This window comes from Microbacterium mcarthurae (genome assembly GCF_046064585.1).
GTDB lineage: Bacteria > Actinomycetota > Actinomycetes > Actinomycetales > Microbacteriaceae > Microbacterium > Microbacterium mcarthurae.
The window spans coordinates 808,090-833,028 of record NZ_JAROCE010000001.1; the positions used below are offsets into that span (position 1 = coordinate 808,090).

The 24,939-nt window shown below is 69.9% G+C and carries 25 protein-coding genes; 16 read left to right on the forward strand and 9 right to left on the reverse strand.

Annotated elements, in window-relative coordinates:
- Positions 1 to 2 precede the first annotated feature (2 nt).
- Positions 3 to 467, reverse strand: a complete 465-nt coding sequence (locus P5G46_RS03955; RefSeq protein ID WP_239277081.1) for a DUF3817 domain-containing protein — start codon at positions 465 to 467, stop codon at positions 3 to 5.
- Positions 468 to 763: 296 nt separating this feature from the next.
- Between P5G46_RS03955 and P5G46_RS03960 the strand changes: the two genes are divergently transcribed.
- From P5G46_RS03960 to P5G46_RS03975, 4 genes are all read left to right on the forward strand, one after another.
- Entirely contained in the window at positions 764 to 1,786 is a 1,023-nt protein-coding gene (locus P5G46_RS03960) for an FUSC family protein (RefSeq protein ID WP_408905023.1), read from the forward strand.
- 16 nt (positions 1,787 to 1,802) lie between these two features.
- A complete protein-coding gene (locus tag P5G46_RS03965) occupies positions 1,803 to 2,642 on the forward strand; it encodes a ribokinase (RefSeq protein ID WP_239277083.1) in 840 nt (279 codons plus the stop codon).
- A 126-nt stretch (positions 2,643 to 2,768) separates the two neighbouring features.
- Positions 2,769 to 3,401 (forward strand): NAD(P)-dependent oxidoreductase, encoded by a 633-nt coding sequence (locus P5G46_RS03970; protein ID WP_408905024.1) that lies wholly within the window; start codon positions 2,769 to 2,771, stop codon positions 3,399 to 3,401.
- A 21-nt stretch (positions 3,402 to 3,422) separates the two neighbouring features.
- On the forward strand, positions 3,423 to 3,848 hold the full coding sequence (locus P5G46_RS03975; RefSeq protein WP_408905025.1) for a MarR family winged helix-turn-helix transcriptional regulator: 426 nt from the start codon (positions 3,423 to 3,425) through the stop codon (positions 3,846 to 3,848).
- Between the two features lie 170 nt (positions 3,849 to 4,018).
- Here the strand turns inward: P5G46_RS03975 and nrdF are convergent, their stop codons facing one another.
- From nrdF to nrdH, 4 genes are read right to left on the reverse strand one after another with little or no spacing between them, the layout of a single operon-like run.
- Positions 4,019 to 4,993: a class 1b ribonucleoside-diphosphate reductase subunit beta gene (nrdF, locus tag P5G46_RS03980; RefSeq protein ID WP_239277086.1), complete on the reverse strand. Its 975-nt coding sequence runs from the start codon at positions 4,991 to 4,993 to the stop codon at positions 4,019 to 4,021.
- Between the two features lie 32 nt (positions 4,994 to 5,025).
- Entirely contained in the window at positions 5,026 to 7,158 is a 2,133-nt protein-coding gene (nrdE, locus tag P5G46_RS03985; protein ID WP_408905280.1) for a class 1b ribonucleoside-diphosphate reductase subunit alpha, read from the reverse strand.
- Between the two features lie 11 nt (positions 7,159 to 7,169).
- A complete protein-coding gene (gene nrdI, locus P5G46_RS03990) occupies positions 7,170 to 7,604 on the reverse strand; it encodes a class Ib ribonucleoside-diphosphate reductase assembly flavoprotein NrdI (RefSeq protein ID WP_375095759.1) in 435 nt (144 codons plus the stop codon).
- A gap of 25 nt (positions 7,605 to 7,629) precedes the next feature.
- Positions 7,630 to 7,863 carry a glutaredoxin-like protein NrdH gene (nrdH, locus tag P5G46_RS03995; RefSeq protein ID WP_239277087.1) on the reverse strand — a complete coding sequence of 78 codons (234 nt, stop codon included), beginning with the start codon at positions 7,861 to 7,863 and terminating at the stop codon, positions 7,630 to 7,632.
- Positions 7,864 to 8,248: 385 nt separating this feature from the next.
- On the opposite strand from nrdH, the gene P5G46_RS04000 reads away from it, so the two are divergent.
- A complete protein-coding gene (locus tag P5G46_RS04000) occupies positions 8,249 to 9,454 on the forward strand; it encodes an MFS transporter (protein ID WP_408905026.1) in 1,206 nt (401 codons plus the stop codon).
- A 26-nt stretch (positions 9,455 to 9,480) separates the two neighbouring features.
- Here P5G46_RS04000 and P5G46_RS04005 read toward each other — a convergent pair whose 3' ends face one another.
- Complete coding sequence (locus P5G46_RS04005) at positions 9,481 to 9,885, reverse strand: pilus assembly protein CpaE (RefSeq protein ID WP_239277089.1); 405 nt, start codon at positions 9,883 to 9,885, stop codon at positions 9,481 to 9,483.
- Between the two features lie 65 nt (positions 9,886 to 9,950).
- Here P5G46_RS04005 and P5G46_RS04010 point away from each other — a divergent pair, with 65 nt between their 5' ends.
- The 5 genes from P5G46_RS04010 (at position 9,951) to P5G46_RS04030 (ending at position 14,216) form a co-directional block, all read left to right on the forward strand.
- Positions 9,951 to 10,703: an alpha/beta fold hydrolase gene (locus tag P5G46_RS04010; protein WP_408905027.1), complete on the forward strand. Its 753-nt coding sequence runs from the start codon at positions 9,951 to 9,953 to the stop codon at positions 10,701 to 10,703.
- 54 nt (positions 10,704 to 10,757) lie between these two features.
- Positions 10,758 to 11,921: an acyl-CoA dehydrogenase family protein gene (locus tag P5G46_RS04015; protein ID WP_239277091.1), complete on the forward strand. Its 1,164-nt coding sequence runs from the start codon at positions 10,758 to 10,760 to the stop codon at positions 11,919 to 11,921.
- Positions 11,921 to 13,195 carry a DUF445 domain-containing protein gene (locus tag P5G46_RS04020; protein WP_239277092.1) on the forward strand — a complete coding sequence of 425 codons (1,275 nt, stop codon included), beginning with the start codon at positions 11,921 to 11,923 and terminating at the stop codon, positions 13,193 to 13,195. The genes P5G46_RS04015 and P5G46_RS04020 overlap by 1 nt, the downstream gene beginning before the upstream one ends.
- Positions 13,196 to 13,234: 39 nt before the next feature.
- Positions 13,235 to 13,585, forward strand: a complete 351-nt coding sequence (locus P5G46_RS04025; RefSeq protein WP_239277093.1) for a gamma-glutamylcyclotransferase family protein — start codon at positions 13,235 to 13,237, stop codon at positions 13,583 to 13,585.
- A 166-nt stretch (positions 13,586 to 13,751) separates the two neighbouring features.
- A complete protein-coding gene (locus P5G46_RS04030; RefSeq protein WP_239277094.1) occupies positions 13,752 to 14,216 on the forward strand; it encodes a SixA phosphatase family protein in 465 nt (154 codons plus the stop codon).
- Here P5G46_RS04030 and hutH read toward each other — a convergent pair.
- Complete coding sequence (gene hutH, locus P5G46_RS04035; RefSeq protein WP_239277095.1) at positions 14,206 to 15,747, reverse strand: histidine ammonia-lyase; 1,542 nt, start codon at positions 15,745 to 15,747, stop codon at positions 14,206 to 14,208. The two genes, P5G46_RS04030 and hutH, sit on opposite strands and share 11 nt — an antisense overlap.
- A gap of 85 nt (positions 15,748 to 15,832) precedes the next feature.
- On the opposite strand from hutH, the gene P5G46_RS04040 reads away from it, so the two are divergent.
- Positions 15,833 to 16,579, forward strand: coding sequence for an IclR family transcriptional regulator (locus P5G46_RS04040; RefSeq protein WP_374204607.1), 747 nt, complete (start codon positions 15,833 to 15,835; stop codon positions 16,577 to 16,579).
- Between the two features lie 131 nt (positions 16,580 to 16,710).
- On the opposite strand, the gene P5G46_RS04045 is transcribed toward P5G46_RS04040, so the two are convergent.
- Positions 16,711 to 17,715, reverse strand: a complete 1,005-nt coding sequence (locus P5G46_RS04045) for a LacI family DNA-binding transcriptional regulator (RefSeq protein WP_239277096.1) — start codon at positions 17,713 to 17,715, stop codon at positions 16,711 to 16,713.
- 164 nt (positions 17,716 to 17,879) lie between these two features.
- Between P5G46_RS04045 and P5G46_RS04050 the strand changes: the two genes are divergently transcribed.
- The 4 genes from P5G46_RS04050 (at position 17,880) to P5G46_RS04065 (ending at position 23,105) form a co-directional block, all read left to right on the forward strand.
- On the forward strand, positions 17,880 to 19,115 hold the full coding sequence (locus tag P5G46_RS04050) for a sugar ABC transporter substrate-binding protein (protein WP_239277097.1): 1,236 nt from the start codon (positions 17,880 to 17,882) through the stop codon (positions 19,113 to 19,115).
- A gap of 11 nt (positions 19,116 to 19,126) precedes the next feature.
- On the forward strand, positions 19,127 to 20,236 hold the full coding sequence (locus P5G46_RS04055; RefSeq protein WP_239277098.1) for a carbohydrate ABC transporter permease: 1,110 nt from the start codon (positions 19,127 to 19,129) through the stop codon (positions 20,234 to 20,236).
- An 80-nt stretch (positions 20,237 to 20,316) separates the two neighbouring features.
- Positions 20,317 to 21,150, forward strand: a complete 834-nt coding sequence (locus P5G46_RS04060; protein WP_239277104.1) for a carbohydrate ABC transporter permease — start codon at positions 20,317 to 20,319, stop codon at positions 21,148 to 21,150.
- Complete coding sequence (locus P5G46_RS04065; RefSeq protein WP_239277099.1) at positions 21,147 to 23,105, forward strand: glycogen debranching N-terminal domain-containing protein; 1,959 nt, start codon at positions 21,147 to 21,149, stop codon at positions 23,103 to 23,105. Before P5G46_RS04060 ends, P5G46_RS04065 begins: the two co-directional genes overlap by 4 nt.
- Positions 23,106 to 23,265: 160 nt before the next feature.
- Here the strand turns inward: P5G46_RS04065 and P5G46_RS04070 are convergent, their stop codons facing one another.
- On the reverse strand, positions 23,266 to 23,742 hold the full coding sequence (locus tag P5G46_RS04070; RefSeq protein ID WP_239274996.1) for a YbaK/EbsC family protein: 477 nt from the start codon (positions 23,740 to 23,742) through the stop codon (positions 23,266 to 23,268).
- Positions 23,743 to 23,861: 119 nt separating this feature from the next.
- Here P5G46_RS04070 and P5G46_RS04075 point away from each other — a divergent pair, with 119 nt between their 5' ends.
- Positions 23,862 to 24,935: a Glu/Leu/Phe/Val dehydrogenase family protein gene (locus tag P5G46_RS04075; RefSeq protein ID WP_239274997.1), complete on the forward strand. Its 1,074-nt coding sequence runs from the start codon at positions 23,862 to 23,864 to the stop codon at positions 24,933 to 24,935.
- Positions 24,936 to 24,939 lie beyond the last annotated feature (4 nt).

Here is a 24,939-nt window from a genome sequence, read left to right on the forward strand (position 1 = left end):
CCTCAGTCCTTGCCGCCCGGCGGCCCGACGACGAGCAGCACCACGAAGATGAGCGCGACGGCGAGCACGATCAGGATGCCGAGCACCCACGGCCGACGCAGGAAGAACCGCAGCAGCCGATCGAGGGGCCGCGCGTCGCGCGGGTCGTCGCCCGCTTCGAGTCGCCACGCGCCGCGCAGCCGGCCGGTGCGATGCAGCCACAGCTCCGTCGGGACGGTCGCGTACGGGATGATCGCGCTGACAATGGCGACCGCGGCCGGCCCGAAGCCCCAGCGCTGATTTAACGCCACGAGCACCGCGGTCGCCCCGTAGGCGAGGAAGACGAAGCCGTGGATGCCGCCGCCGATCGTCACGGCGATGGACAGGTCGGCCGTGGCCCGGAGGATGAGACCCGCGATGAGGAGGGTCCACGAGATCGCCTCGGCGATCGCGAGCGTACGGAACAGGGTCAGGGGCGTGCGGAACACGTCTCTCCTCCTCGGTGCAGGGCTTCCCACCCTACGGAAGCGGCCTCGTCGTTGCGCGCTGCGTCCTTCGACATCGAGGGAGCCCTTCACTCACTCGACCGGATCGTCCTCGCGGTCGAGCGTCGGGTCGGAGAGCTCTCCCTCCGCTGCGGTGGACGTGTCCGGCTCGGGGCCGGGGTCGATGGGCGGCTTCTCGCGGTCGGCATCCATGACTCCACTCCATCACACGGGCCACCGGTGACGCCTCCGTCCCCCGGCACGGCGGCGCGCGTCGACCCCCGGCGTAGGCTGGACCGGTGGCGGATTCCCGGGGGCGCGTGTGGACCGGGATCATCCGCATCGGCCCCCATCGCGGAGACCACCGCGTCGCGGCTCGAGCCGCCCTCAGCGTGGGTGTGCCCCTCCTCGTGCTGCTGCTCATCGACCGGTTGGACCTCAGCGTCTACGCGTCGTTCGGCGCGTTCGCCGCGCTCTACGGACGCCTCGACCCGCCGCGCACGCGTGTACGGATGCAGGCCACGGCGGGTGGGATCCTGGTGCTGTCGATGCTTCTGGGCACCGCGCTCTCCGCGGCGGCGACCCCTCCCGTCGCCACCGTCGTCGTCGTGGCGGCCCTCGCCGCGGCGGTGACGCTGTTCGCTTACCGGACGCAGTGGCATCCGCCCGGCGCGCTGTTCACGGTGTTCGCCGCGGGGGCCTGCGCGAGCTTCCCAGCGACCCCCGCGACCTTCGGTCTGGTGCTGTTCGTCGGTGTCAGCAGCGTGCTGTGGAGCCTCACCGTCACGACGCTGTTCGCGCTGGCCCGCCGCGGTTCATGGCACCTGCCCCCGCGGAATCGACCGCAGATCGGAACGGTCGCGTGGGAGATGACCGCGACGGTCGGGGTCGCCGCGCTCCTCGCCGGAGTCGCCGGCGTCCTCCTCGTCGGCACCCACTGGTACTGGGCCATGGTGGGAGCGGTCGCGGCCGTCGGCGGGGCGCACGTCACGGCGCGTCTCGTCCGCGGCGTGCAGCGCCTGGTCGGAACGCTCGTCGGGGTGCTGATCGCCGCGGGACTGCTGGCGCTCGCGCTGCCGCCGTGGGCGGTGCTTGTCATCGCGGTGGCACTGCAGGCCGGAGCGGAGCTGTTCGTCGGCCGGAACTACGGCATCGCGATGGTGTTCATCACCCCGCTCGCGCTGCTCATGGTCTCCCTCGCCTCCCCCGCGACCCCGGAGCTGCTGCTGCGCGACCGCGTGCTCGAGACCGTGATCGGTGTGGCCGTGGGAACCGCCGTGGCGATCGTGTCCGCGACGTTGCGGCGTCGTCCCACCGCCTGAATCGAGGGAGACCCGGATGCCGAACCCGACCCCCGTCGCCCTGACCGTCGTCGGCGCGATCAACGTCGACCTCACGGCGCGCGTCGAGCGCGCGCCCGGCCCCGGCGAGACCGTCGCCGACGGTGTCCTGCAGCGCGGTCCCGGCGGCAAGGGCGCGAACCAGGCCGTCGCCGCCGCCCGCCTGGGGGGCCGGGTGCGCCTGGTCGGCGCCGTGGGCGACGACCTCGACGGAAGAGGCATGCGCGAGCAGCTGGCATCCGTCGGTGTCGACGCGTCGGGCGTCCAAACCGCCGATGCGGCTACCGGCACCGCCCTCATCGTGGTCGACGCGACCGGAGAGAACTCCATCGTCGTGTGTGCGGGCGCGAACGCCGCGATCGACGCCGACGCGCTCGGAATCGCGCCCCGGTCGGCCGTGCTCGCGCAGCTGGAGGTGTCGGATGCCGTGATCTCAGCCGCCGCGGAAGCCGCGGGGTTCTTCGCCCTCAACGCCGCGCCCGCGCGTCCGCTCCCCGCAGGGGTGCTCGAGCGCGCCGACCTCGTCATCGTGAACGAGACCGAGTACGCGCAGCTCCCCGAGGTTCATGACGCGCCCCTGCTGTGCGTGACGCTCGGCGGGGAGGGCGCACGGTTGTATCGGCACGGCGAGCTCGTCGCCTCCGCCCCCGGCGTGCCCACGACGGTCCGCAACACCGTGGGCGCGGGCGACGCGTTCTGCGCGGCGCTGGTCGTCGGTCTGCTGCGCGGCGACGCCGAGACCGACGCGCTCGCGCGCGCGTGCGCCGTGGGGGCCGCGGCCGTCGCGGACGACGCGTCTCAACCCGCGCTCGGGCCGCTCGACACGTACGGGGTGTGATCCGGCGATCGCTCGGGCCCAAACTCACGATGTCCGAGAGGCTTCGCACGCAGCGCTTTCCGCCGTAGAACCTCCGCCCCGCCGAAAACGGACCTCGCATATCGTTTAGCGGCTAAAGTAAACGGCATGGTGACGATTGCTCTTTTCGGTGCGACGGGCAAGACCGGGCGACGCGTGCTCCGGCGCGCGATCGATCGCGGCGATCATGTGCGGGTGCTCGTCCGGGATCGCAAGAAACTCACGGTGTCCTCCCCTCGGCTCACGGTGGTCGAGGGCGACGTGCTCGACGCGGCGAAGGTGTTCGAGACGGTGGCGGGGGCGGATGTCGTGCTGAGCGTGTTCGGCCAGGTGAAAGGCTCACCGGCGAGCCTGCAGACCGACGGGACCGCGTTGATCGTCCAGGCCATGAAGAAGCACGGTGTTCGGCGGATCGTGACGCTGTCCGGAGGGGGCCTCCCCGCAGAGCCCGACCGCCCCAAAGCCGCCGACAAGATCATCCGCTTCCTCCTGAAGACGCTGTCGGGGCACGTCCTGGCCGACGCGCGAGGCCACCTGACCGTGTTGCAGGGCTCGGGGCTCGACTGGACGGTCGTACGGGGACCGCGGCTGACCGAGAAGCCGGGAACCGGCACGTACCGGGTCGGCTGGGTCGGGGTGAACGCCAGCACGCAGATCAGCAGGGATGATCTGAGCGACTTCCTCCTGACCCAGGTGGACGACCGCACCTTCGTCGGCCAGTTGCCGTTCGTGAGTGCGTGACCCCGGGCGATGACACAGCGCGTGGAGCGGACGACCGCGATCGGTGATGTGCTCGAAGCGGTCGTGACCCTGTCGCGGGGGCTCGCCGGCCCCCGATCCACCCCGTTCGGGGATCTCGTGCTCACGCGCACACAGTGGGACATCCTCTTTCTTCTCGCTCACGACGCGGAGCCGGTGACTCCTGGACGTCTCGCGCGGACGCTGAAGATCACCCCGGGCGCGATCACCCAGGCGATGGATCAGCTCCGCACGCACGCACTGGTGGAGCAGTTCTCCTCAGACAGCGACGGACGGGCCCGCGTGTGGCGGCTGACCGCCTCCGCGTCCGCGCAGGTCGCCGCGTTCGAGGCCGCGACGATCGACCGCACCGCACCGTGGTTCGACGCGCTCTCCGACGGAGAGCTCACCCAGCTAGCCGCACTGCTGAAGCGGGTGGACGCGGCCTGACGTCGCACCCGTCGGGACTCTCGCAGGACGGCTTCCGGCTTAGCGGTGGCTGACGACCGCCTACGAGGTGGAGATATCCGGGTTGTGTCGACCCACCGGTGCAGTCGCCGCATCGCAAAAGAACGAGGGCCCCGTGCGATCACTCGCGCGGGGCCCTCGTCGTTACCGGATCAGAAGTCCCAGTCGTCGTCTTCCGTCGCCTCGGCCTTGCCGATGACGTACGACGAACCCGACCCCGAGAAGAAGTCATGGTTCTCGTCGGCGTTGGGCGACAGCGCCGACAGGATCGCCGGGTTCACGTTCGTCACCGACGCCGGGAACATGGCCTCGTAGCCGAGGTTCATCAGTGCCTTGTTGGCGTTGTAGTGCAAGAACTTCTTCACGTCCTCGCTGAGACCCACCGAGTCGTAGAGGCTCTGCGTGTAGTGCGTCTCGTTGTCGTACAGCTCGTACAGCAGCGAGAACGTGTAGTCCTTGATCTCGTCGCGGCGGGCCTGGTCGACCTGCTCCAGACCGCGCTGGAACTTGTAGCCGATGTAGTAGCCGTGCACGGCCTCGTCACGGATGATGAGGCGGATCAGGTCGGCGGTGTTGGTGAGCTTGGCCCGGCTCGACCAGTGCATCGGCAGGTAGAAGCCCGAGTAGAACAGGAACGACTCCAGCAGGGTCGAGGCGACCTTGCGCTTGAGCGGGTCGTCGCCACGGTAGTAGTCCATGACGATGTGCGCCTTCTTCTGAAGGAACTCGTTCTCGGTCGACCAGCGGAACGCCTCGTCGATCTCCTTCGTCGAGCACAGCGTCGAGAAGATCGACGAGTAGCTCTTGGCGTGCACCGACTCCATGAACGCGATGTTGGTGTACACCGCCTCCTCGTGCGGGGTGATCGCGTCGGGGATGAGCGAGACCGCGCCCACGGTGCCCTGGATCGTGTCGAGCAGCGTCAGACCCGTGAACACCCGCATCGTCAGCGTCTGCTCTTCGGGGGTCAGCGTGTTCCACGACTGGATGTCGTTGGACAGCGGCACCTTCTCGGGCAGCCAGAAGTTGTTGACGAGACGGTTCCAGACCTCGAGGTCTTTGTCGTCCTGGATGCGGTTCCAGTTGATGGCCTGAACGTGGTTCAGCAGCTGCAGCTTCTCAGCCATGGTGTCCTCAATAACAAATCGTGATCAGCGGATCAGAGCATGCACGAGACGCACTCGGTCATGTCGGTACCCTCGAGTGCCAGCTGACGCAGGCGGATGTAGTAGATCGTCTTGATGCCCTTCTTCCACGCGTAGATCTGGGCCTTGTTGATGTCGCGGGTGGTGACGGTGTCCTTGAAGAACAGCGTGAGCGACAGACCCTGGTCCACGTGCTGCGTGGCGGCGGCGTACGTGTCGATGACCTTCTCGTAGCCGATCTCGTACGCGTCCTGGTAGTACTCCAGGTTGTCGTTCGTCATGAACGGCGCCGGGTAGTAGACGCGACCGAGCTTGCCTTCCTTGCGGATCTCGATCTTCGACGCGATCGGGTGGATCGAGCTCGTCGAGTTGTTGATGTACGAGATCGACCCGGTCGGCGGGACGGCCTGCAGGTTCTGGTTGTAGATGCCGTACTGCTGGACGGATGCCTTCAGCTCGCGCCAGTCGTCCTGCGTGGGGATCGGGATGCCGGCGAACAGCTCCTTCACCTTGGCGGTCTGCGGCTCCCACACCTGGTCGGTGTACTTGTCGAAGAACTCCCCCGACGCGTAGGTCGAGTCAGCGAAGCCGTCGAAGGACGTGCCGCGCTCGATCGAGAGACGGTTCGACGCGCGGAGCGCATGGAACAGCACCGTGTAGAAGTAGATGTTCGTGAAGTCGATGCCCTCTTCGGAGCCGTAGTGCACGTGCTCGCGAGCGAGGTAGCCGTGCAGGTTCATCTGGCCGAGGCCGATCGCGTGCGAGCGGTCGTTGCCGTCCTCGATCGAGCGGACCGAAGCGATGTGGCTCTGGTCGCTCACGGCGGTGAGGGCGCGGATCGCGGTCTCGACCGTGAGGCCCAGGTCGCGGCCGTCCATCGCCAGCGCGATGTTCATCGACCCGAGGTTGCAGGAGATGTCCTTGCCGATCTCGGCGTACGAGAGGTCTTCGTTGTACGTCGTCGGGGTGTTGACCTGCAGGATCTCCGAGCACAGGTTGGACATGTTGATCCGACCCTTGATCGGGTTGGCCTTGTTCACCGTGTCCTCGAACATGATGTACGGGTAGCCCGACTCGAACTGGATCTCGGCGAGGGTCTGGAAGAATTCGCGCGCATTGATCTTCGTCTTCTTGATGCGCGGGTCGTCCACCATCTCGCGGTACTTCTCGGTGACCGAGATGTCGCCGAACGGCTTGCCGTAGACGCGCTCGACGTCGTACGGCGAGAAGAGGTACATGTCTTCGCCGTTCTTGGCCAGCTCGAACGTGACGTCGGGGATGACGACACCGAGCGACAGCGTCTTGATGCGGATCTTCTCGTCGGCGTTCTCGCGCTTGGTGTCGAGGAAGCGCAGGATGTCGGGGTGGTGCGCGTTGAGGTACACGGCACCCGCGCCCTGACGGGCTCCGAGCTGGTTGGCGTAGCTGAAGCTGTCTTCGAGGAGCTTCATCACGGGGATGATGCCCGAAGACTGGTTCTCGATCTGCTTGATCGGAGCACCCGACTCGCGGATGTTCGACAGCAGGAGGGCCACGCCGCCGCCGCGCTTGGACAGCTGGAGGGCCGAGTTGATGCCGCGGGCGATCGACTCCATGTTGTCTTCGATGCGGAGGAGGAAGCACGAGACGAGCTCGCCGCGCTGCGCCTTGCCGGCGTTGAGGAACGTCGGGGTCGCGGGCTGGAAGCGGCCCGAGATGATCTCGTCGACCAGCTGGACGGCCAGGCGCTGGTCGCCGTCGGCGAGGGCGAGGGCGGTCATGACCACGCGGTCTTCGAAGCGCTCGAGATAGCGCTTGCCGTCGAACGTCTTCAGCGTGTAGCTCGTGTAGTACTTGAAGGCGCCGAGGAAGGTCTCGAAGCGGAACTTCTTGCCGTAAGCCCGGTCGTTGAGCTCCTGGATGAACTCCAGCGAGTACTTCTCGAGCACCTTGGGCTCGTAATACTCCTTCTCGACGAGATAGTCGAGACGCTCCTTGAGGGAGTGGAAGAACACGGTGTTCTGGTTGACGTGCTGCAGGAAGTACTCCCGTGCGGCCCGCTTGTCGGCGTCGAACTGGATCTTGCCGTCGGCGTCGTACAGGTTCAGCATCGCGTTCAGGGCGTGATAATCCAGCCCCTCGAAACGCGCCTCGGTCTTGAAGCCCACGTCACTCAGCCCTACTTCCACCACTGTTCCAATCCTTCGGTGACGTGCTCGACGTCTTCTGGTGTGCCGAATACTTCGATGCGATACAAGTGCGGCACGGAGCACTTGCGGCTGATGATGTCTCCGGCGAGGCAGAAAGCGTCGCCGAAATTGGTGTTTCCCGCGGAGATGACCCCACGGATGTGGCGTCGGTTGCGCTCCTCGTTGAGGAAGCGGATGACCTGCTTGGGGACGGCACCCTTCTCGACGCCTCGGCCGACACCTCCGCCGTATGTGGGGGTGACCAGCACGAAGGGTTCGTCGACGTGGAGCGGCGGATCGGTCGGTCGCAGGGGGATGCGCACAGCCCGCTTGCCGAGCTTCTCGATGAAACGTGCGGTGTTTCCGGACACGCTCGAGAAGTAGACCAGCAGCGGAGCTTCCGTCTCCGACATGACAGCGCTCATGAGAACCCTCTGAGCCCGCCGGGGATCACGCCAGGCGCGAAGCCAGCTCGTCGATCTTGTCGGGACGGAAACCTGACCAGTGGTCCTCGTCGGTGATGACGACGGGGGCCTGGAGATAACCGAGCGACTTGACCTGCTCGAGAGCCGACGGGTCCTCCGTGAGGTCGAGCACCTGGTACTCGATGCCCTTCGAGTCGAGTGCGCGGTACGTCGCGGTGCACTGGACGCAGGACGGCTTGGTGTAGACCGTGATCGCCATTTCGTTCTCTCTCTCCCCTGGAAGATCGTCATCCGGTCGCTCGGGGCGGGCCGGGAGCTCAATACTACATATGGGGACGGACATCGGGGGGAACCACAAGGGGTAGTAGTTACATGAGTGTGATTTTCCACCACTCTCCCCATGTACAACACAGGTTGTCCACGATTTCATCCACAGGCGGCAGACCTTTTCCGACCTCGTCGAGGCCCGCCGTTCCGCGGATCTTGCGCCTCCTCCCGGCATCCGTCCACAGCTCGGACGCTAGACGGGGGTTCCGACATCGCACAGGGGGTGGATAACGCCCTCCGGCGTGTCGCGGCGTGTCGCTCCCTGGTGGAGCGCGGAGGGGCAGCCGAGCGCCCAGGGCACCGGGTAGCGTGGTGCGGTGGCCGGCTACCGCGTACTCCTCAGAACCCCGGGCGTAGGGCGCATCATCGCCGCTCAGCTGACGGCACGCTTCCCCAACGGCATGATCAGCCTCGCCGTGCTGCTGCACATCGAGCACGTCACCGGGTCGTATGGCGCCGCGGGTCTGGTGCTGGCGGCCACGAGCGTGGGGCAGGCCGTCGCGGGCCCCGTGACGAGCCGGTGGATGGGCCGATGGGGCATGCGGCGCGTCCTCACGACCACGCTCCTCATCTGTGCCGCCGCGATCACCGCGATCGCCCTGCTCGAGGTCCCGCTCCCGGTCTACATGGCGCTGGGACTCATCGGCGGCCTCTCGACTCCCCCGGTGCAGTCGGCCGTCCGCACCATCTACCCCAAGATGGTCAACTCGTCGCAGCTGACGCCGCTGTACTCGCTGGACGCCTCACTGCAGGAGATCATCTGGGTGCTCGCGCCGGTGATCATCACCCTGGTCGGCACCCAGGCGGGCACGGTCCCGGCGCTCCTCCTGATCGTGGTCATCCTTCTCGGCGGGGGCGCGTGGTTCATCCTCAGCCCCGAGGTGGGTCGGGTCCGCATCCCCCGGAGTCGACGGGCCCTGGGCACCGTGCTGCGCAAGCCGCCGGTGATCCTGGCCACCGCGACGGGCTTCCTCCTGATCGGGGCGTGCGCGGCCGTCGAGGCCGGTGTCGTGGCGACCTTCGACCACGGCGGCCTCGAGGCGGGCCTGGTCCTGGCGGTGTTCGCCGTCGGCAGCCTCGCAGGAGGCCTGACCTTCGGTCACATCCCGATCGGCCCGTGGGCCATGGCGCGCCGCTTCGCGATCGTCACGGTCGGCCTCAGCCTCACGATCGTCTCGCTCAACGCGTGGTGGCTCGGAGCGACGCTGCTGGTGGCCGGCGCCGGTATTGCGCCCGCGCTGGCCGTCATGTTCGCCATGACCTCCGCGAGCGTGCGCTTCAGCGAGACCGCCGAGGCGTACGGCTGGATCGGCACGGGCCAGCTCATCGGCGCCGCCGCGGGTTCCGCTGTCGCCGGCTTCCTCGTCGACGGCGTGGGCCCGCAGGGCGCCTACATCGCCGCCGCCGCGTTCGCCGCCGCGGGCCTGGTCGTCTCGGTGCTGTTCGTGCGCGGGTTCCCCGACCTGCGTCACCGCGACGCGAGCCCGATCCCCGACACCGAACCGGTGCACACCATCACCTGATTCGCCGAGCAGGTCGGAGCCGAGTCTCAGCGCAGGCGACGCAGCAGCTCCAGCACGGCGAGCGCGTACGCGTCGGCGGGCTCGGGGTGATCGAAGACGAGCGTCGTGCCGCCGACGGAGATCTCGACCTCGTGCGTGTCTGAGAGTCGGCGCAGCGACCGGAACGCGGACCGCAGCATCTCGCGCAACTGCGCCTCGGACGGCAGCCACAGCGCGTCCTCGGTGGCGACGGAATCCAGCGCCCACTCGGTCGTTCCGTTGAAGGCGAGGATCCGTCCGGTCGGGTACTCGCGCGGCTCGACGGTCATTTCGCTGACGGTGAAGACGTCGGCTTCGAACTCCGGTTCGTTCAACTGGAACCGGTCGCCCGAGCGCGGATGCCACACCAGCCCCGCCTCACGAAGGGCGAGAGCCATCTCGGTCGAGATCATGGCATCCATTCTGGGGGCGGGCGAACGACGCGGGGCCGCCCGCGTGCACCCGACAGAATGGGGGCATGCGCGCTCCCGTGACACTCCCCCGCCTCACCTGGGGCGATGCCGGCCGTCCGTCCGTGCTCCTGGTGCACGGCCTGGGTTCGGACGGGGCGCTCATGTGGCGCTTCGGCGCCGCACTCGCCGACGCCGGCTGGCACGCGGTCGCCGTCGACCTCCGCGGACACGGAGACGCCCCTCGAGCCCTCGACTACTCCCTCGCCGCGTACGCGGCCGACGTCGCGCACACGCACCCGGAGTCCGGCGGAGCATGGGATGCGGTCGTCAGCCACTCGCTCGGGGGCGCGGCGGCGACCGTCGCCGCCGCCGGCGATCCCACCTGGACCCGGCGTCTCGTGCTCGTCGACCCCGCGATCCACCTTGCGGACGAGGACCGGGAGATCGTCCGGCAGAGCCAGGAGCAGGCGTTCGCCGATCCGACCGTCGCCGCCGTGCGGTCCGCGCACCCCGACTGGCATCCCGTCGACGTCGAGCTGAAGGCGCGCGCCACCCAGCGGGCGAGCCGCTGGGCCATCGAGCAGACCAGCCTGCAGAACGCGGTGTGGGACGTCCGCGCCGACGCCGCCGCGCTGCGGGTACCGACGCACGTCATCGGCGCCGACCCCGCGGTGCACTCGATCTTCTCGGGCGCGCTGGCCGCGGAGGTGCTGACGAACCCCGCGATCACGATGTCGGTGGTCTCCGGCGCGGGGCACTCGCCGCACCGCGACCGCCCCCACGACACCGTCGCCGCCCTGCTGTCCGCCCTGGACTGAGAAGCGGGGCCGCCGACGGCCAGGATGTCCGAGCGGAGGACCAGAATGGATGCCATGGCCCCCGTGTTCGATACCGCTCGGTTCCTCCCCGACGATCTGCTCGCGCGGCTGCGGGAGCGCGCGCCCGTGCACGACCGCGAGAACACGTTCCCTAACGACGACCTCGATGATCTCCGCGCGGCGGGGTATCTCGGCATCCTGGTGCCGACCGCGTTCGGGGGCGCGGGCCTCACGCTCGCCCAGGCGGCCGAACTGCAGCAGCGCCTTGCCGGCGCGGCACCGGCGACCGCGCTGGCGATCAACATGCATCTGGTGTGGACGGGTGTGGCGAAGGTGCTGCACGACCGTGGCCTCGACGACCTCGACTCCGTGCTGCGCGGCGCCGCGGCCGGGGAGGTCTTCGCCTTCGGCATCAGCGAGGCCGGCAACGACCTCGTGCTCTTCGGCAGCGACACCGCGGCCACTCCGGACGGGGATGGCGGCTACCGATTCACCGGGACGAAAATCTTCACCTCCCTCTCCCCGGTGTGGGATCACCTGGGCGTTCACGGCCTCGACACCACGTCGCCGGACGCCCCCAAGATGGTGTTCGCCTTCCTCGATCGCAGCGACGACATCGTCGCCCGCGACGACTGGGACACGCTCGGCATGCGGGGCACGCAGAGCCGCACGACCGAACTGCGGGGTGCGCACGCCCCCGCGACACGCGTCGTCCGGCGGCTCGACCCCGGTCCGCAGCCCGACCCGCTCGTGTTCGGCATCTTCGCCGTGTTCGAGATCCTGCTGGCCTCCGTGTACACCGGGATCGCCCGGCGTGCCCTCGACCTCGCCGTCGATGCCGCGAAGTCGCGGCGCTCGAAGAAGACGGGAGCGAGCTACGCGGCCGACCCCGACATCCGCTGGCGCATCGCCGACATGGCCCTGGCCTACGACGCCCTTCCCCCGCAGATCGCCGCCCTCAGCGCCGACGTCGACGGCCAGGTCGACCACGGCGGACGGTGGTTCTCGCTGCTCGCGGGGCTGAAGCATCGCGCGGTCACCGCCGCCAAGGCGATCGTCGACGAGGCTACGCTCGTCGGCGGCGGGTCGTCCTACTTCGCGCACACCGAGCTGAGCCGCCTGTATCGCGACGTGCTGGCGGGGCAGTTCCACCCCTCCGACCCCGAGTCCGCCCACTCCGCCGTCGCCGGGGCCTGGCTCGGACCGGTCGACGCCTGATGGCCCGCACACCGATCGCTCTCCTGAGCCCCGCCGACCAGGAGCGCCGCCGCGCGCTCCGCCGCATGAAGGGCGTGGCCCTGGGCGCCCTGCTCGGGATGGCGGTCGTGTTCGCGGTCGCCTTCGCGCTACAGCGCGAGGTGGAGTGGCTGCAGTATGTGCGAGCCGCCGCAGAAGGCGGAATGGTCGGCGCTCTCGCCGACTGGTTCGCCGTGACGGCGCTCTTCCGGCACCCCCTGGGGCTCCCCATCCCGCACACGGCGATCATCCCGCGCCGGAAAGACGAGATCGGGCAGCAGCTCGGGGAGTTCGTCGAGACGAACTTCCTCGAGGGACACGTCGTGCGCACCAAGCTCGAGGCGACCCCGCTGTCGGCGCGGGCCGGGGCGTGGCTGGCCGAGCCCGCGCACGCGGATCGGATCGCCGCCGAGGGGGCGACGCTCGCGTCGAGCGTTCTGCGCGCGCTCAGCGACGACGACGTGCAAGGCCTGATCGAAGACCTCGCCCGCGAACACCTGCTCGAGCCCGACTGGGGGCCGTCGGTGGGCGGGTGGCTGGAGCGCGTCGTCGACGCGGGCGCGCACCACGGCGCGGTTGACCTCGCGCTGGACAACATCGCGGTGTGGCTGGGCAACAACCGCGAGATGTTCCAGGGCCTGGTGTCGCGACGGCTCCCCTCGTGGGTGCCGGGCATCGCCCAGCGTCTCGTGGACGACACGGTCTACCGCGAGGCGATGGGATTCGTCGATGCGGTCCGCGCCGATCCCCGCCATCAGGCACGCGCCGCCATCGACCAGTACCTCACCCGCCTGTCCGACAACCTGCAGCACGACCCCGCCACCCGGATGCGGCTGGAAGAGGCGAAGGCATCCGTCTTCGACAGCCCGCGCGTGCGCGGGCTCGCCGCCGAGGCGTGGAACACCGCCAAGGCGGGCCTGCTGACTTCGCTCGCCGATCCCGACAGCGCGTTGCGCCGCCGCGCGTCGGCCGCCCTGGCAGACATCGGGCGCCGCCTGCAGACCGACGAATCGCTGCAACGCCGCGTCGACGGGTGGGTCATCGACGCCGCCGTCTTCCTCGTGGAGCGGTATCGGCACGACATCGCCTCGATCATCACCGACACCGTCGAGCGATGGGATGCCGATGAGACGACCGAGAAGATCGAACTCATGGTGGGGCGCGACCTGCAGTACATCCGCTTGAACGGCACGATCGTCGGCGCTCTCGCGGGGCTGGCCATCTTCACCGTCGCACACCTCGCCTGGGGGTCGTGATCCCGAGACGCCGGGCGCGGCGATGGGTAGCCTGAACCCGTGAGCTCCGGTTCGGGGGTGGAACCCCTCTTCACCTACGGGACGCTGCAGCTTCCGCAGGTCCAACTCGACACCTTCGGCCGCGTCGTCGAAGGTGACGAAGACGTCCTGCCCGGCTATCGACGGGAATGGACGCCGATCGACGACGACCGCGTGACGAACCTGTCCGGCATGGACGCGCATCCCATCGTGCGATTCACGGGCGATCCTCGCGACCGCGTCTTCGGGCGGGTCCTGTTTCTCACCGCGGAGGAGCTGGACGCCGCCGACGAGTACGAGGTGTCGCTCTACCGCCGGGTCTCGGTGTCGCTGTCCAGCGGCCGGCAGGCGTGGGTGTACGTCGGGCGGTGAGCGTCGCGCCCGGCCGGCCCCAGCCCTCGTCCGGGCAGAGGACACGCCGCACGAGCGGCCGCCCCGCACGCTCCCCCGCGCCGATATCCTCGTCTCGGATGCCGGATCGAGACGCGCCCCGCGCGCTCCGCGTCCGATTGCTCGGCGGCGACGATGCGGAGAGACGATGATCCAACTGATCCTGGCCCGGCACGCCAAATCCGACTGGGCCGATGAAGGTCTCGACGATCACGAGCGGCCGCTCAACGACCGGGGTCGTCGCGACGCTCCCGCGATGGCGCGTTCCGTGCTGCGTCGTGGTGTGCGACCCGAGCTGCTCCTGTCGAGCACCGCCGCGCGCGCGAAGGCCACGGCGGAGGCGTTCGCCGCCGAGTTCGAGGTCGACGTGACCGAACGGGCCGAGCTCTACCTCGCGGATGCCGACGCCCTGTGGGATGCCGCGCACAGCACTGGGGTCGCGGAGGTCATGGTCGTGGCGCACGACCCGGGTATGAGCGACCTCGTCTCGCGCCTCGCCGGTCACGATGTACGCATGGTCACCTCGGCCGTGGCGATCTGCACCTGGCACGACCATGAGTGGGCCACCGTCGGATCCGCTCCTCCCGACGAGTTCGAGCTGCTCACGCCCTGAGCGCCGCCCTCTCCACGGCGGCACGGGCGATCGCCCCGGAGACCACGAGATCGGTCACGGCCTCGATCTCCGGCGATACGAAGCGATCACGGCCCGGGCCCGCCACGCGCGTGCGCACCAGATCCCGCACGGCTGCGGTGGGATCCGCGGGCAGAAGCGGCGCACGCAGGTCGAGTGCTCGGCATCCGGTCAGCACCTCGATCGCCAGTACGCGGGCCAGGCCGTCGACGGCGCGACGCAGCTTCCGACCGGCAGCCCATCCCATCGACACGTGATCCTCCTGCATCGCGCTCGACGGGATGGAGTCCACCGACGCGGGCGCGGCGAGTCTTTTCATCTCCGACACGATTCCCGCGGCCGCGTACTGGGCGATCATGAGACCCGAATCGACGCCCGCCTCGTCGGCGAGAAAAGGCGGCAGCCCGTGGCTGCGCGCGACGTCCAGTGCACGGTCGGTGCGTCGTTCCGACATGGAGGCCACGTCGGCGACGGCGATGGCGAGGAAATCGAGCACGTACGCCACGGGCGCACCGTGGAAGTTGCCGTTGGATTCCACCCGGCCGTCGGGGGTGACCACGGGATTGTCCACGGCAGCGGCGAGTTCACGCTCGGCGACCATCCGGGCGTGGGTCGCGGTGTCCCGCGCGGCACCGTGCACCTGCGGAGCACAGCGCAACGAGTACGCATCCTGCACGCGGGTGCACTCCGGACCACGGTGGCTCGCGACGATCGGAGAGCCGGCGAGGAACGCGCGCAGGTGGGCGGCCGAGGTGGCCTGTCCGACCTGCGGGCGGAGGGCCATGAGATCGGCGGCGAACACCGCGTCGCTGCCCATTTGCGACTCGACCGAGATCGCGGCCGCGACGTCCGCGGTCGTCCACAGCGTCTCGAGGTCGTGCAGGGCCAGCACCAACATGCCGAGCATGCCGTCGGTGCCGTTGATGAGCGCGAGGCCTTCCTTCTCACGGAGCACGAGAGGCGCGATCCCCGCAGCGGCGAGCGCCTCCGCGGCGGGCACGGAACGACCGTGCTGGTCGCGCACGTCCCCCTCGCCCATCACCGCCAGGGCGACATGCGAGAGCGGGGCGAGGTCACCCGAGCAGCCGAGCGAACCGTATTCGCGCAGGACCGGCGTGATGCCCGCGTTGAGCAGGGCCGCGTAGGTCTCCACCACGACCGGTCGCACCCCCGTCCGCGCCGTGGTGAGGGTCTGCAGACGCAGCAGCATGAGCGCACGGACCACCTCCCTCTCGACCTCGCCCCCCGTGCCCGCGGCATGGGAGCGGACGAGACTCGCCTGCAGCTGCGCGCGCCGGTCGGACGCGATGAACGTCGTGGCGAGGGCACCGAAACCGGTGGAGATGCCGTAGTGCGGCTGCGGATCGTCCGCGAGCCCGTCGATGAGTTCGCGGGTTGCGGCGACGCGGGCGACGGCATCGGGGGCGATCCGAACCACGGCCCCGTGGCGCGCGACCCGGACGACATCGTTGAGGGTGAGGCGGTCGTCTCCGACCATCACGGCGGTACTCATGACCCGATTGCACCGCCTCGCACCGTCACGGGCGGGGCCGTTCTGGCATCCTGTGTCTGTGATCACAGACGGCGCGGCACCCCAGGTGCCGGCCGCGGATCAGACGCTGCGAATACTCTCGCTGCTCGCCCGGCAGCCCGCACCTCTGGCGGCGCAGGTGATCGCGAACACCCTGCAGCTCCCCCGGTCGACCACGTATCACCTGCTTGCAACGCTCGCGCAGCACGGCTACGTCGTGCACCTCGAGGAGGAGCGCCGCTGGGGACTGGGAACGGCCGCGTTCGAGCTCGGCGGCGGGTACGCCCGACAGCAGCCGCTGGCACGCCTCGGCCGGCCCCTCTTGGCAGCGCTCACCGACCGATGGGGCGAGAGCACGCATCTTGCGGTGCTCGCCGGCCGCGACGTGCTGTACATCGTCGAGGAGCGCGCGCCACGCCGCCCGGTGCTCGTCACCGACGTCGGGGTCCGGTTACCGGCGCACCTCGCCGCGAGCGGTCAGGCGATGCTCGCGGCGCTCCCCGCGGCGCAGGTGCGCGCCCTCTATCCGGATGCCACCGCGCTCACGCAGCGCACCGGGCGGGGCCCGCGCACGCGAGCGGAGCTGCGCGATGCACTGCGCACGGTGCGCGCGACGGGGTTCGCTCGCGAGAACGGGGAGGTGACCTCGGGGTTCCGCTCCGTCGCTGCGGCGGTGCTCGACCACACCGGGTGGCCGCTCGCCGCGGTGGCGGTGACGTGGCCGGACGATGCGCCGCGCGACGAAGCAGCCCTGGCCGCCGCGGCTCGCGCGTGCGCGGCAGAGCTCGCCCGCCGCAGCGGGCGCCGGGGGTGACGTACGGCCTCAGCCGCTGACCCACCGGCCCCCGGGCCCCGCCCCGGGTTGAGTGTCCAAGACACGCCGTTCGGCGCCTCGCGCATCGGCGTGTCCTGGACACCGGATGGACGACGGAGGGAAAGCCGGGGTCAGCGCACCACGAGCCGCGGCTCCACGAGCACGTGGGCCGCGCCGGCGGTGGCGGGCCGCGGAGCGACGACCGTTCCACCCTCCCCCATCAGGAGGTCCAGAGCCCCGGATGCCACACGCTCGGGCAACTGCTCGACGCTGGAGAGCCCGAGCGCCTCGGCGGCGGGGGTGTTGTCGAAGCCCACGACGGGGATGTCGGCGCGCCCCGCGAGCGTCGTGGCGAGATGAGCGCCGATCGCGAGCGAATCACTCGCACAGACGATCCCGCTCACGCGCGGGTCTGCGGCAAGGCCGTCGGCGACGACATCACGCGCGAGACCGACGCTGTCTTCCACGACCCACCGGGGTCCCGCCGCGGCGCCGACGTCCTCCCGCCACCCGCGCTCGCGTTCGTCGCCCGTCCCTGAGCCGGTGGGCCACCCGAGGAAGGCGATGCGGTCCGCTCCGGCCGCGCGAAGGTGCGCGGTGGCCGCGCGGGTTCCGGCCGCGCCATCGACGTCGACCCACAGGTGGGCGGGCGCGGCGACGTCGTCCTCGCCCCACGGGCGCCCGAACGACACGAACGGCAGCCCCCGCTCGTTGAGCCACCCCGTGCGCGGGTCACCGTGGAAGGTGCCGGTGACCACGACGGCATCCACCTCTCCCCCTTCGAGCAGATCCCCCAGGCGTTCGATCTCCTCCTCCGCCGTGCGGGCGGCGTAGAGGAGAACACGCATGTCCCTTTCGCTCGCCCGTTCGGTCAACGCGTGCACGAAGCGGTCGAGGACGACTCCCGCGATGCCCCCCGCGTACGGATCGAGATGGATGCCGATAGTCGAGCTGCGCCGGGTGCGAAGGCGCCGCGCCGCCGCGTGCGGGCGGTAGCCCAGCTCGGCGATGGCCGCTTCGACGCGGAGGCGTGTCGCCTCGCGCACGATCGAGGGGGTGTTCACGACGTTCGACACGGTCTGTCGAGACACTCCTGCCACACGGGCGACGTCTTCGACGGTGGGGGCTTTCGTCATCGCATCCCTCTCGATAGGCAGACGGTCATCGTAGGGCGAGCCCCGTGGCTTGACAGCGCGGCCCGCCGCTCCGTACCTTAGTCCCACCGGAGTTTGAACGTTCAAAACTCTGGCCCTCCGGGCACCGCGGAGGGGTCGCATGCCTCATCGAAGGAGAGAGACACATGACACGGCACTACCCCCGCACCTGGCTCGGAGCCGGAGCGCTCCTGGCCACCGGAGCCCTGACCCTCACCGCATGCGGATCCGGCTTCGACGACTCCGGCGACGCGGAGCAGACCTCCGGCGGATCCCTGACGGTCTTGATCGGCTCGTCGGGCGACGCCGAGACGCAGGCCGTCGAAGACGCCGTCGCCGCGTGGTCCGAGGAATCGGGCGTCGAGGCGCAGGTGCAGGTCGCCAACGACCTCCCGCAGCAGCTGTCGCAGGGCTTCGCGGCGGGATCGCCGGCCGACTTGTTCTACCTCGCCCCCGAGGCGCTGGCAGGCTACGCCGCGAACGGATCGATCGCCGCCTACGGCGACGACCTGGCCAACAAGGACGACTTCTACCCGTCGCTCGTCGAGAACTTCACCGTCGACGGCTCGTTCTACTGCGCCCCCAAGGACTTCTCGACGCTCGCACTCGTGATCAACACCGACGTGTGGTCGGCGGCCGGACTCACGGATGCCGATATCCCGCAGACGTGGGACGAGCTGGCATCCGTCGCCCAGACGCTCACCGCGGACGGTCGTGTCGGGCTCGCCTTCGGGGCCGAGTACCAGCGCCTGGGTGCCTTCATGGCACAGGCCGGCGGCGGGCTTCTCACCGACGGCGCGGCCACGGCCGACAGCCCCGCCAACGTCGAGGCGCTGCAGTACGTCAAGACGCATCTCGAAGACGGCAGCTTCGCCTTCGCCGCCGACATCGGCGCCGGGTGGGGCGGTGAGGCCTTCGGCACGCAGAAGGCCGCCATGACCATCGAGGGCAACTGGATCACCGGCGCCCTCAGCGCCGACTACCCCGACGTGAACTACACGGTCGCCGAGCTGCCCGCGGGTCCCGGCGGCAAGGGCACGCTGCAGTTCACCAACTGCTGGGGCATGGCCGCCGACAGCCCGAACCAGGAGAACGCCCGCGCCCTGGCCGAGTTCCTCACCGGCACCGACCAGCAGCTGGCCTTCTCGGAGGCGTTCGGCCCCATGCCGTCGATCGAGTCGGCCGCCGACGCGTGGTCCAGCGCCAACCCCGACCTGACGGCGTTCCTCGCCGGTGCCGAGTACGCGCAGTTCCCGCCGAACATCGCCGGTGCCGCGGACGTCATCACCGACTTCAACGCTCAGCTGGAGTCGCTCAAGACCGGTGACCCGCAGGCCATCCTCGCCACGGTGCAGAGCAACCTCGAGGCCATCGCCGAGTAGGCGCGAACCTCATGACCGCTCTCACCACCGCGCCTCGCCGCGCCGGCTCCTCCACCTCGGGGATTCGGCGCGGCGAGGCCGCCGCCGGCTGGCTCTTCACCGCCCCGGTGCTGATCATCCTCGGCGTGTTCCTCCTCGTCCCCGTGCTCATGGCGCTGTGGGTGAGCTTCTCGGACTGGTCGGGGCGGGGCAGCCCGTTCTCGTCGAGCGTGAGCTTCGTCGGCCTCGACAACTACGCCGCCGTCACAACGGGCGGCGGCCTCGCCGAGCGGGACTTCGGCACCGCCTTGCGCAACAACGCCTGGTACGTGCTCCTGGTCGTGCCGCTGCAGACGGCGCTCTCGCTGTTCCTCGCCGTGCTCGTCAACCGCGCGGTGCTGCGCGGACGTGGATTCTTCCGGACGGCGTTCTACTTCCCCTCGGTCACCAGCTCCGTCGCGATCACCGTGCTGTGGCTGTTCCTCTTCTCGACCTCCGGCGCGATCAACGAGGTGCTGTCGTGGCTCGGCGTCAACGGGCCCAACTGGTTCAGCGATCCCTCCGGGATCGTCCACAACGCCCTCGCCGCGGTCGGTATCACGAGCGGACCGGCCGCTCTCACCGGCGGCACGTTCCTCGGGGTCACCTGGTGGGACTGGCTCGCCGGCCCCTCGGTGGCGATGTCGGCCTTCATCCTGATGGCCGTGTTCACGACCTCCGGCACCTTCATGCTCCTGTTCATCGCGGGCCTGCAGAACATCGGTGGCGACGTTCAGGAAGCGGCCATGATGGACGGCGCCAACGGCTGGCAGCGCTTCTGGCGTGTCACCCTCCCGCAGCTGCGTCCCGTGCTGTTCACGGTGCTGACGCTCGGGCTCATCGGCACCTGGCAGGTGTTCGACCAGATCTACACCGGCACGCAGGGCGGTCCCGGCAAGACGACGCTGACCCCCGCCTACCTCAGCTACTCGTCGGCGTTCCTGTCGCAGGAGTGGGGTCAGGGCGCGGCGATCGCGTTCGTGCTGTTCGTGATCATCGTCGTCTTGACGATTCTCCAGCGCTGGGTGCTGCGCGAGCGCCCCGTGTCGCGCCGTCGCGCACGGCAGTACGAAGTGCGCGCACCGAGAGGAGACGCGCGATGACCGCCACGGCATCCCCGCAGACCACCGTTCTGGCCGAGCAGGTCGTCGACGGCCCTCGCCGGCCGAAGCAGAAGCACCGCATGTCGGCCAAGACCCTGCGCTGGCAGATCGGGCTGTACGTGCTGCTGGCGGTGCTGGCGCTGATCTACATCTATCCGTTCCTGGTGCAGGTCGCGACCTCGTTCAAGACGGATGCCTCGGCCGCCGCCGATCCGATCTCGCTCGTTCCCCAGCCCTTCACGTGGGCCGCGTACGAACGCCTCTTCCTCCGTTCGGACTTCCCCGTCTGGTTCGCCAACTCCGCCGTCGTCACCGTGTTCGTGACCCTGGGCCGAGTGTTCTTCAACTCCCTCGCGGGCTATGCCCTCGCCCGGCTGCAGTTCCGGGGGCGCGGCATCGTGTTCGCGGCGCTCGTGGCGGTCATGGCCGTTCCGGCCGTGGTGCTGCTGATCCCGAAGTTCCTCGTGATCAACCAGCTCGGCATCTACGACTCGTACGCGGGCATGATCCTGCCGCTGCTGGTGGATGCCGCGGGCGTGTTCATCATGAAGAACTTCTTCGAGTCGATCCCCCCGTCCGTCGAGGAGCAGGCGCGGATCGACGGCGCGAGCACGTTCCGCATCTTCTGGTCGGTCGTCCTGCCGATGGCGCGCCCGGCGCTCATCACGATCGTGATCCTGTCGTTCCAGGGATCGTGGAACGAGCTGAGCCACTTCGTCATCTCCACCCAGTCCCCCGAACTGACCACCCTGACCAAGGGCGTCGCCTCCCTCGCGAGCGGACAGCTCAGTCAGGGCAGCCAGTTCCCCCTCAAACTCGCGGCCGCGGCCATCATGACGATTCCGGTCGCCGTGGTGTTCTTCGTGTTCCAGCGCCGCATCATGAACGCCAGTGAAGGAGCCGTCAAAGAATGACCACCGCAGCCGCCTCGACCGAGGCGCTCTCCGCCGCCGCGCCCTCCGCCGACGACGCCGCGCCGCTGCAGCCCCTGCTCAGCGACGCCGTCATCGTGCTCCGGGCCCCGACCCAGGTGTGGTCCGACCGCTCCGGCACGGTGGGCACGGCTCCCGTGCACGGCATCTACCACGGTGACGTGCGTCATGTCCGTGCGCTGACGATGTCGTGCGACGACTCCGCGATCGAGTGGATCTCGACGGCTCCCGACGGACCGTCGCGGATCGTGTTCGGCGGAGTCCTGCGCGGGCTCGACGACACCACCCCCGACCCGAAGGTGCGCCTGCTGCGCGAGCGCATCGTCACCGACGGGCGGGTGACCGAAACGTGGACGCTCCGCTCTCGCGTGGACTTCCCGGTCCGTACGACGCTGCGGCTGCGCTTCCAGCCGGAGTTCGCGCTGTTGCACGAGGTCAAGTCCGGCCACGCCCGCCCGCGGCAGGTCGACGTCGAGATCGGCGCCGGTTCGGCGCGCGTCTCGGCCGGGCCTCAGGGGCTTTCGCTCACCGCAGCGACGGGCGAGGTGGCATCCGGAACCGACGGCGTCGAGGTGTCGTGGGACGTCGATGTGCCGGCGTTCGGCGAGTCCGCGGTGACCTGGGAGCTCGCGCTGCGGGACGACTCCCTCGTCGTGGGCGGCGCCGATGCGCCGGCGCGATGGGATGTCGCCGCCGTCGCGTCCGGGGCGGCGGATCCGCGTCTGGCGCGGTGGCTGACCACGGCGCTCGGCGACCTGGACGCCCTCCGGTTGGTCCTGCCCGACGCGCCGGAGGACGAGTTCTTCGCCGCGGGCGCGCCGTGGTTCTTCACCCTCTTCGGGCGGGACTCGATCTGGGCGGCCCGCCTGGCCCTCCCCCTCGACCGTGACATCGCGGCATCCACGCTGCGCGTGCTGGCGCGCCTGCAGGGCACCGACGACGACCCGCGCACCGCTCAGGAGCCGGGCAAGATCCTGCACGAGCTGCGCTCGTCCGACCTCGAGATCCCCAGCGAGGGGATCTCGTTGCCGCCGCGCTACTACGGCAGTGTCGACTCGACGCCGCTATGGGTGTGTCTTCTCGCCGACGCGCACCGCGCCGGCCTGCCCGCGGACGAGGTGCGCGCCCTGATGCCCGCACTGCGCGCGGCGCTCGGCTGGATCCGCGACAGCGGTGACAGCGACGGCGACGGGTTCCTCGACTACATCGACCGGCTGGGCACGGGCCTGGCCAACCAGGGGTGGAAGGACTCGGGCGACTCGATCCAGTGGCGCGACGGCAGCCTCGCCGAGGGTCCGATCGCGCTGTGCGAGGTGCAGGCGTACGCGTACGAGGCCGCTCTCGCGGGCGCGGCGCTGCTGGAGGAGTTCGGCGACGAGACGGATGCCGCGGACGCGGTGTTCTGGCGCGCCTGGGCCTCCGACCTCAAGGCCCGGTTCGCCGACGCGTACTGGATCGAGACCCCCGAGGGCCGCTACCCCGCCGTCGCACTGGATCGCGACAAGCGTCCCGTCGACACGCTCACCAGCAACATCGGACATCTCCTGGGAACCGGGATCCTGGATGCCGACGACGAGGCGCACGTCGCGAGCCTGCTGCGCCACGAGTCGATGTCGAGCGGGTACGGCATCCGCACGATGTCGACCGGCGCCGCCGGGTACTGGCCGCTGTCGTACCACGGCGGGAGCGTGTGGGTCCACGACACCGCGATCGCCGTCCATGGGATGCAGCGGTCCGGCCTCGTGGATGACGCGCGGGCGGTCGTGGGTGAGCTGCTCGACGCCGCCGAGGGCTTCGCGTACCGGGTGCCCGAGCTGCATTCGGGCGACCCCCGCTCGGCATCCTCGGTGCCCACCCCGTATCCGGCGGCGTGCCGCCCGCAGGCGTGGTCGGCTGCTGCCGCCGTGGTCTGCCTCACGGCACTCACCCCCGCCTGACCCTCCGCCCCGCCCGCTCCCTCCCGCCCCCTCCCACCCCCTCGCTCCCCCGCCCTTCTCCGGGTTGAGTGTCCAAGACACGCGGACACGACATCGTGTGAACGGCGTGTCTTGGACACTGAGCGCGGGCGGCGGGGCGGCGGGGCGGCGGGCCGCGGTGTCAGTCGACTTTCGCGACAGTTCCGCCGGTCAGACGCACCAGGTCGTCGAAAGTGAGCGGGAACACCGTGTGCGGCGTACCGCCGGCCGCCCAGATCCGCGGGAAAGCCGCGAGATCCTCGTCGACGATCGTCGCCAGCGGCGACGGGTGCCCGCTCGGCGCGACACCCCCGATGGGCTGCCCCGTCGCCGCGAGCACCTGCTCAGGGGTTGCTCGGCGGATGCCACCGCGCCCCAGCCGTGCGGCGAGCGCCGCCGTGTCGACGCGGTGCGCGCCGCTGGTCATAACCAAGAGGGGCTCGTCGTCGCTCCAGAACACGAGGCTGTTGGCAATGGCACCGACCTCGACTCCGAGCGCTGCCGCGGCCAGCGCGGCCGTGTGGGCCGCGTCGGGGAGCACGACGATCTCACCCTCGATGCCCGCGCTTCTCAGGGCGGCCGCGACCGCGCGACTGCGGGTAGGAAGGGACTCGCTCATGCCGTCAGCCTAGAGTGCTCGCCCCCACCGCCTCGGCGGGTCACAATGGGGGTGGATGCCACAACGCAGCGGCATCCACCGCAGCGCCGCCCACAAGGCGGCCGACGATAAGGATCGCGATGACCAACGCCCTTGCCCTGCCCGATTTCTCTCACGAGCGCGTGGAGGTGGTGACCGGGCGTCGGAGCGGCCTGTTCATCGCCGTCGCCCTGCACTCGTCCGTGCTCGGTTCCGCGCTCGGCGGTGCCCGCCTGTGGACCTACCCGCACTGGAGCGACGCGCTCGCAGACGCCCTGCGCCTGTCGGCGGCGATGACGCTGAAGAACGCGGCGGCCGGTCTGGACGCGGGCGGCGGCAAGTCGGTCATCGGCCTTCCCGAGGGTGCCGTTCTCGACGACGATCGTCGCCGCGCGGCCTTCCTGGACCTCGGCGACGCCGTCGAGAGCCTGGGTGGCCTGTACCGCACCGCAGAAGACGTGGGGTCCACCACCGAGGACATGCTCGTCGTGAGCGAACGCACCGCGCACGTCGTCGGTCTCCCCGACACCGTCGGTGGCTCGGGAGAGCCCGCCGGGCCCACCAGCCTCGGCGTGTATGCATCGCTGGTGGCGACGCTCGAGCGGGCGGCAGGTTCCGGCGACATCACGGGGCGTCGCATCACGGTGGCCGGTCTCGGTCAGGTGGGTGGCCGCCTGGCCGAGCGCTTGGCGAGCGAGGGGGCGATCCTGACGGTGACCGACGTCAATCCCGCCAAGCGTTCGCTGGCCGCGCGTCTGGGCGCGGCGTGGGTCGAACCGAGCGAGGCGCACCTCGTTCCCGCGGACGTCTTCGTTCCCGCCGGAATCGGGGGTGTCCTCACCGATGAGGTCATCGATGCGCTCGACGCGCGTGCGGTCTGCGGACCGGCGAACAACCCGCTCTCCGACCGCTCGGGCGCCGATCGCTTGGCGGCACGCGGCGTGCTGTACGCCCCGGACTTCGTCGTGAACGCCGGCGGCGTGATCTACCTGGACATGGAGGCGAAACAGCGGGGCTCGCGCGACAGCATCATGGAGCGCGTCGCCGGGATCGGCGACACGCTGCGCCGCGTGTTCGATGAGGCCGCCGCGCGCGGGGTGACCCCGCTCGCCGCCGCCGAGGGCATCGCGGCAGAGCGGCTGCGGATCGGCGCCGATTCGGCCGCCCTGGTCTGAGGAC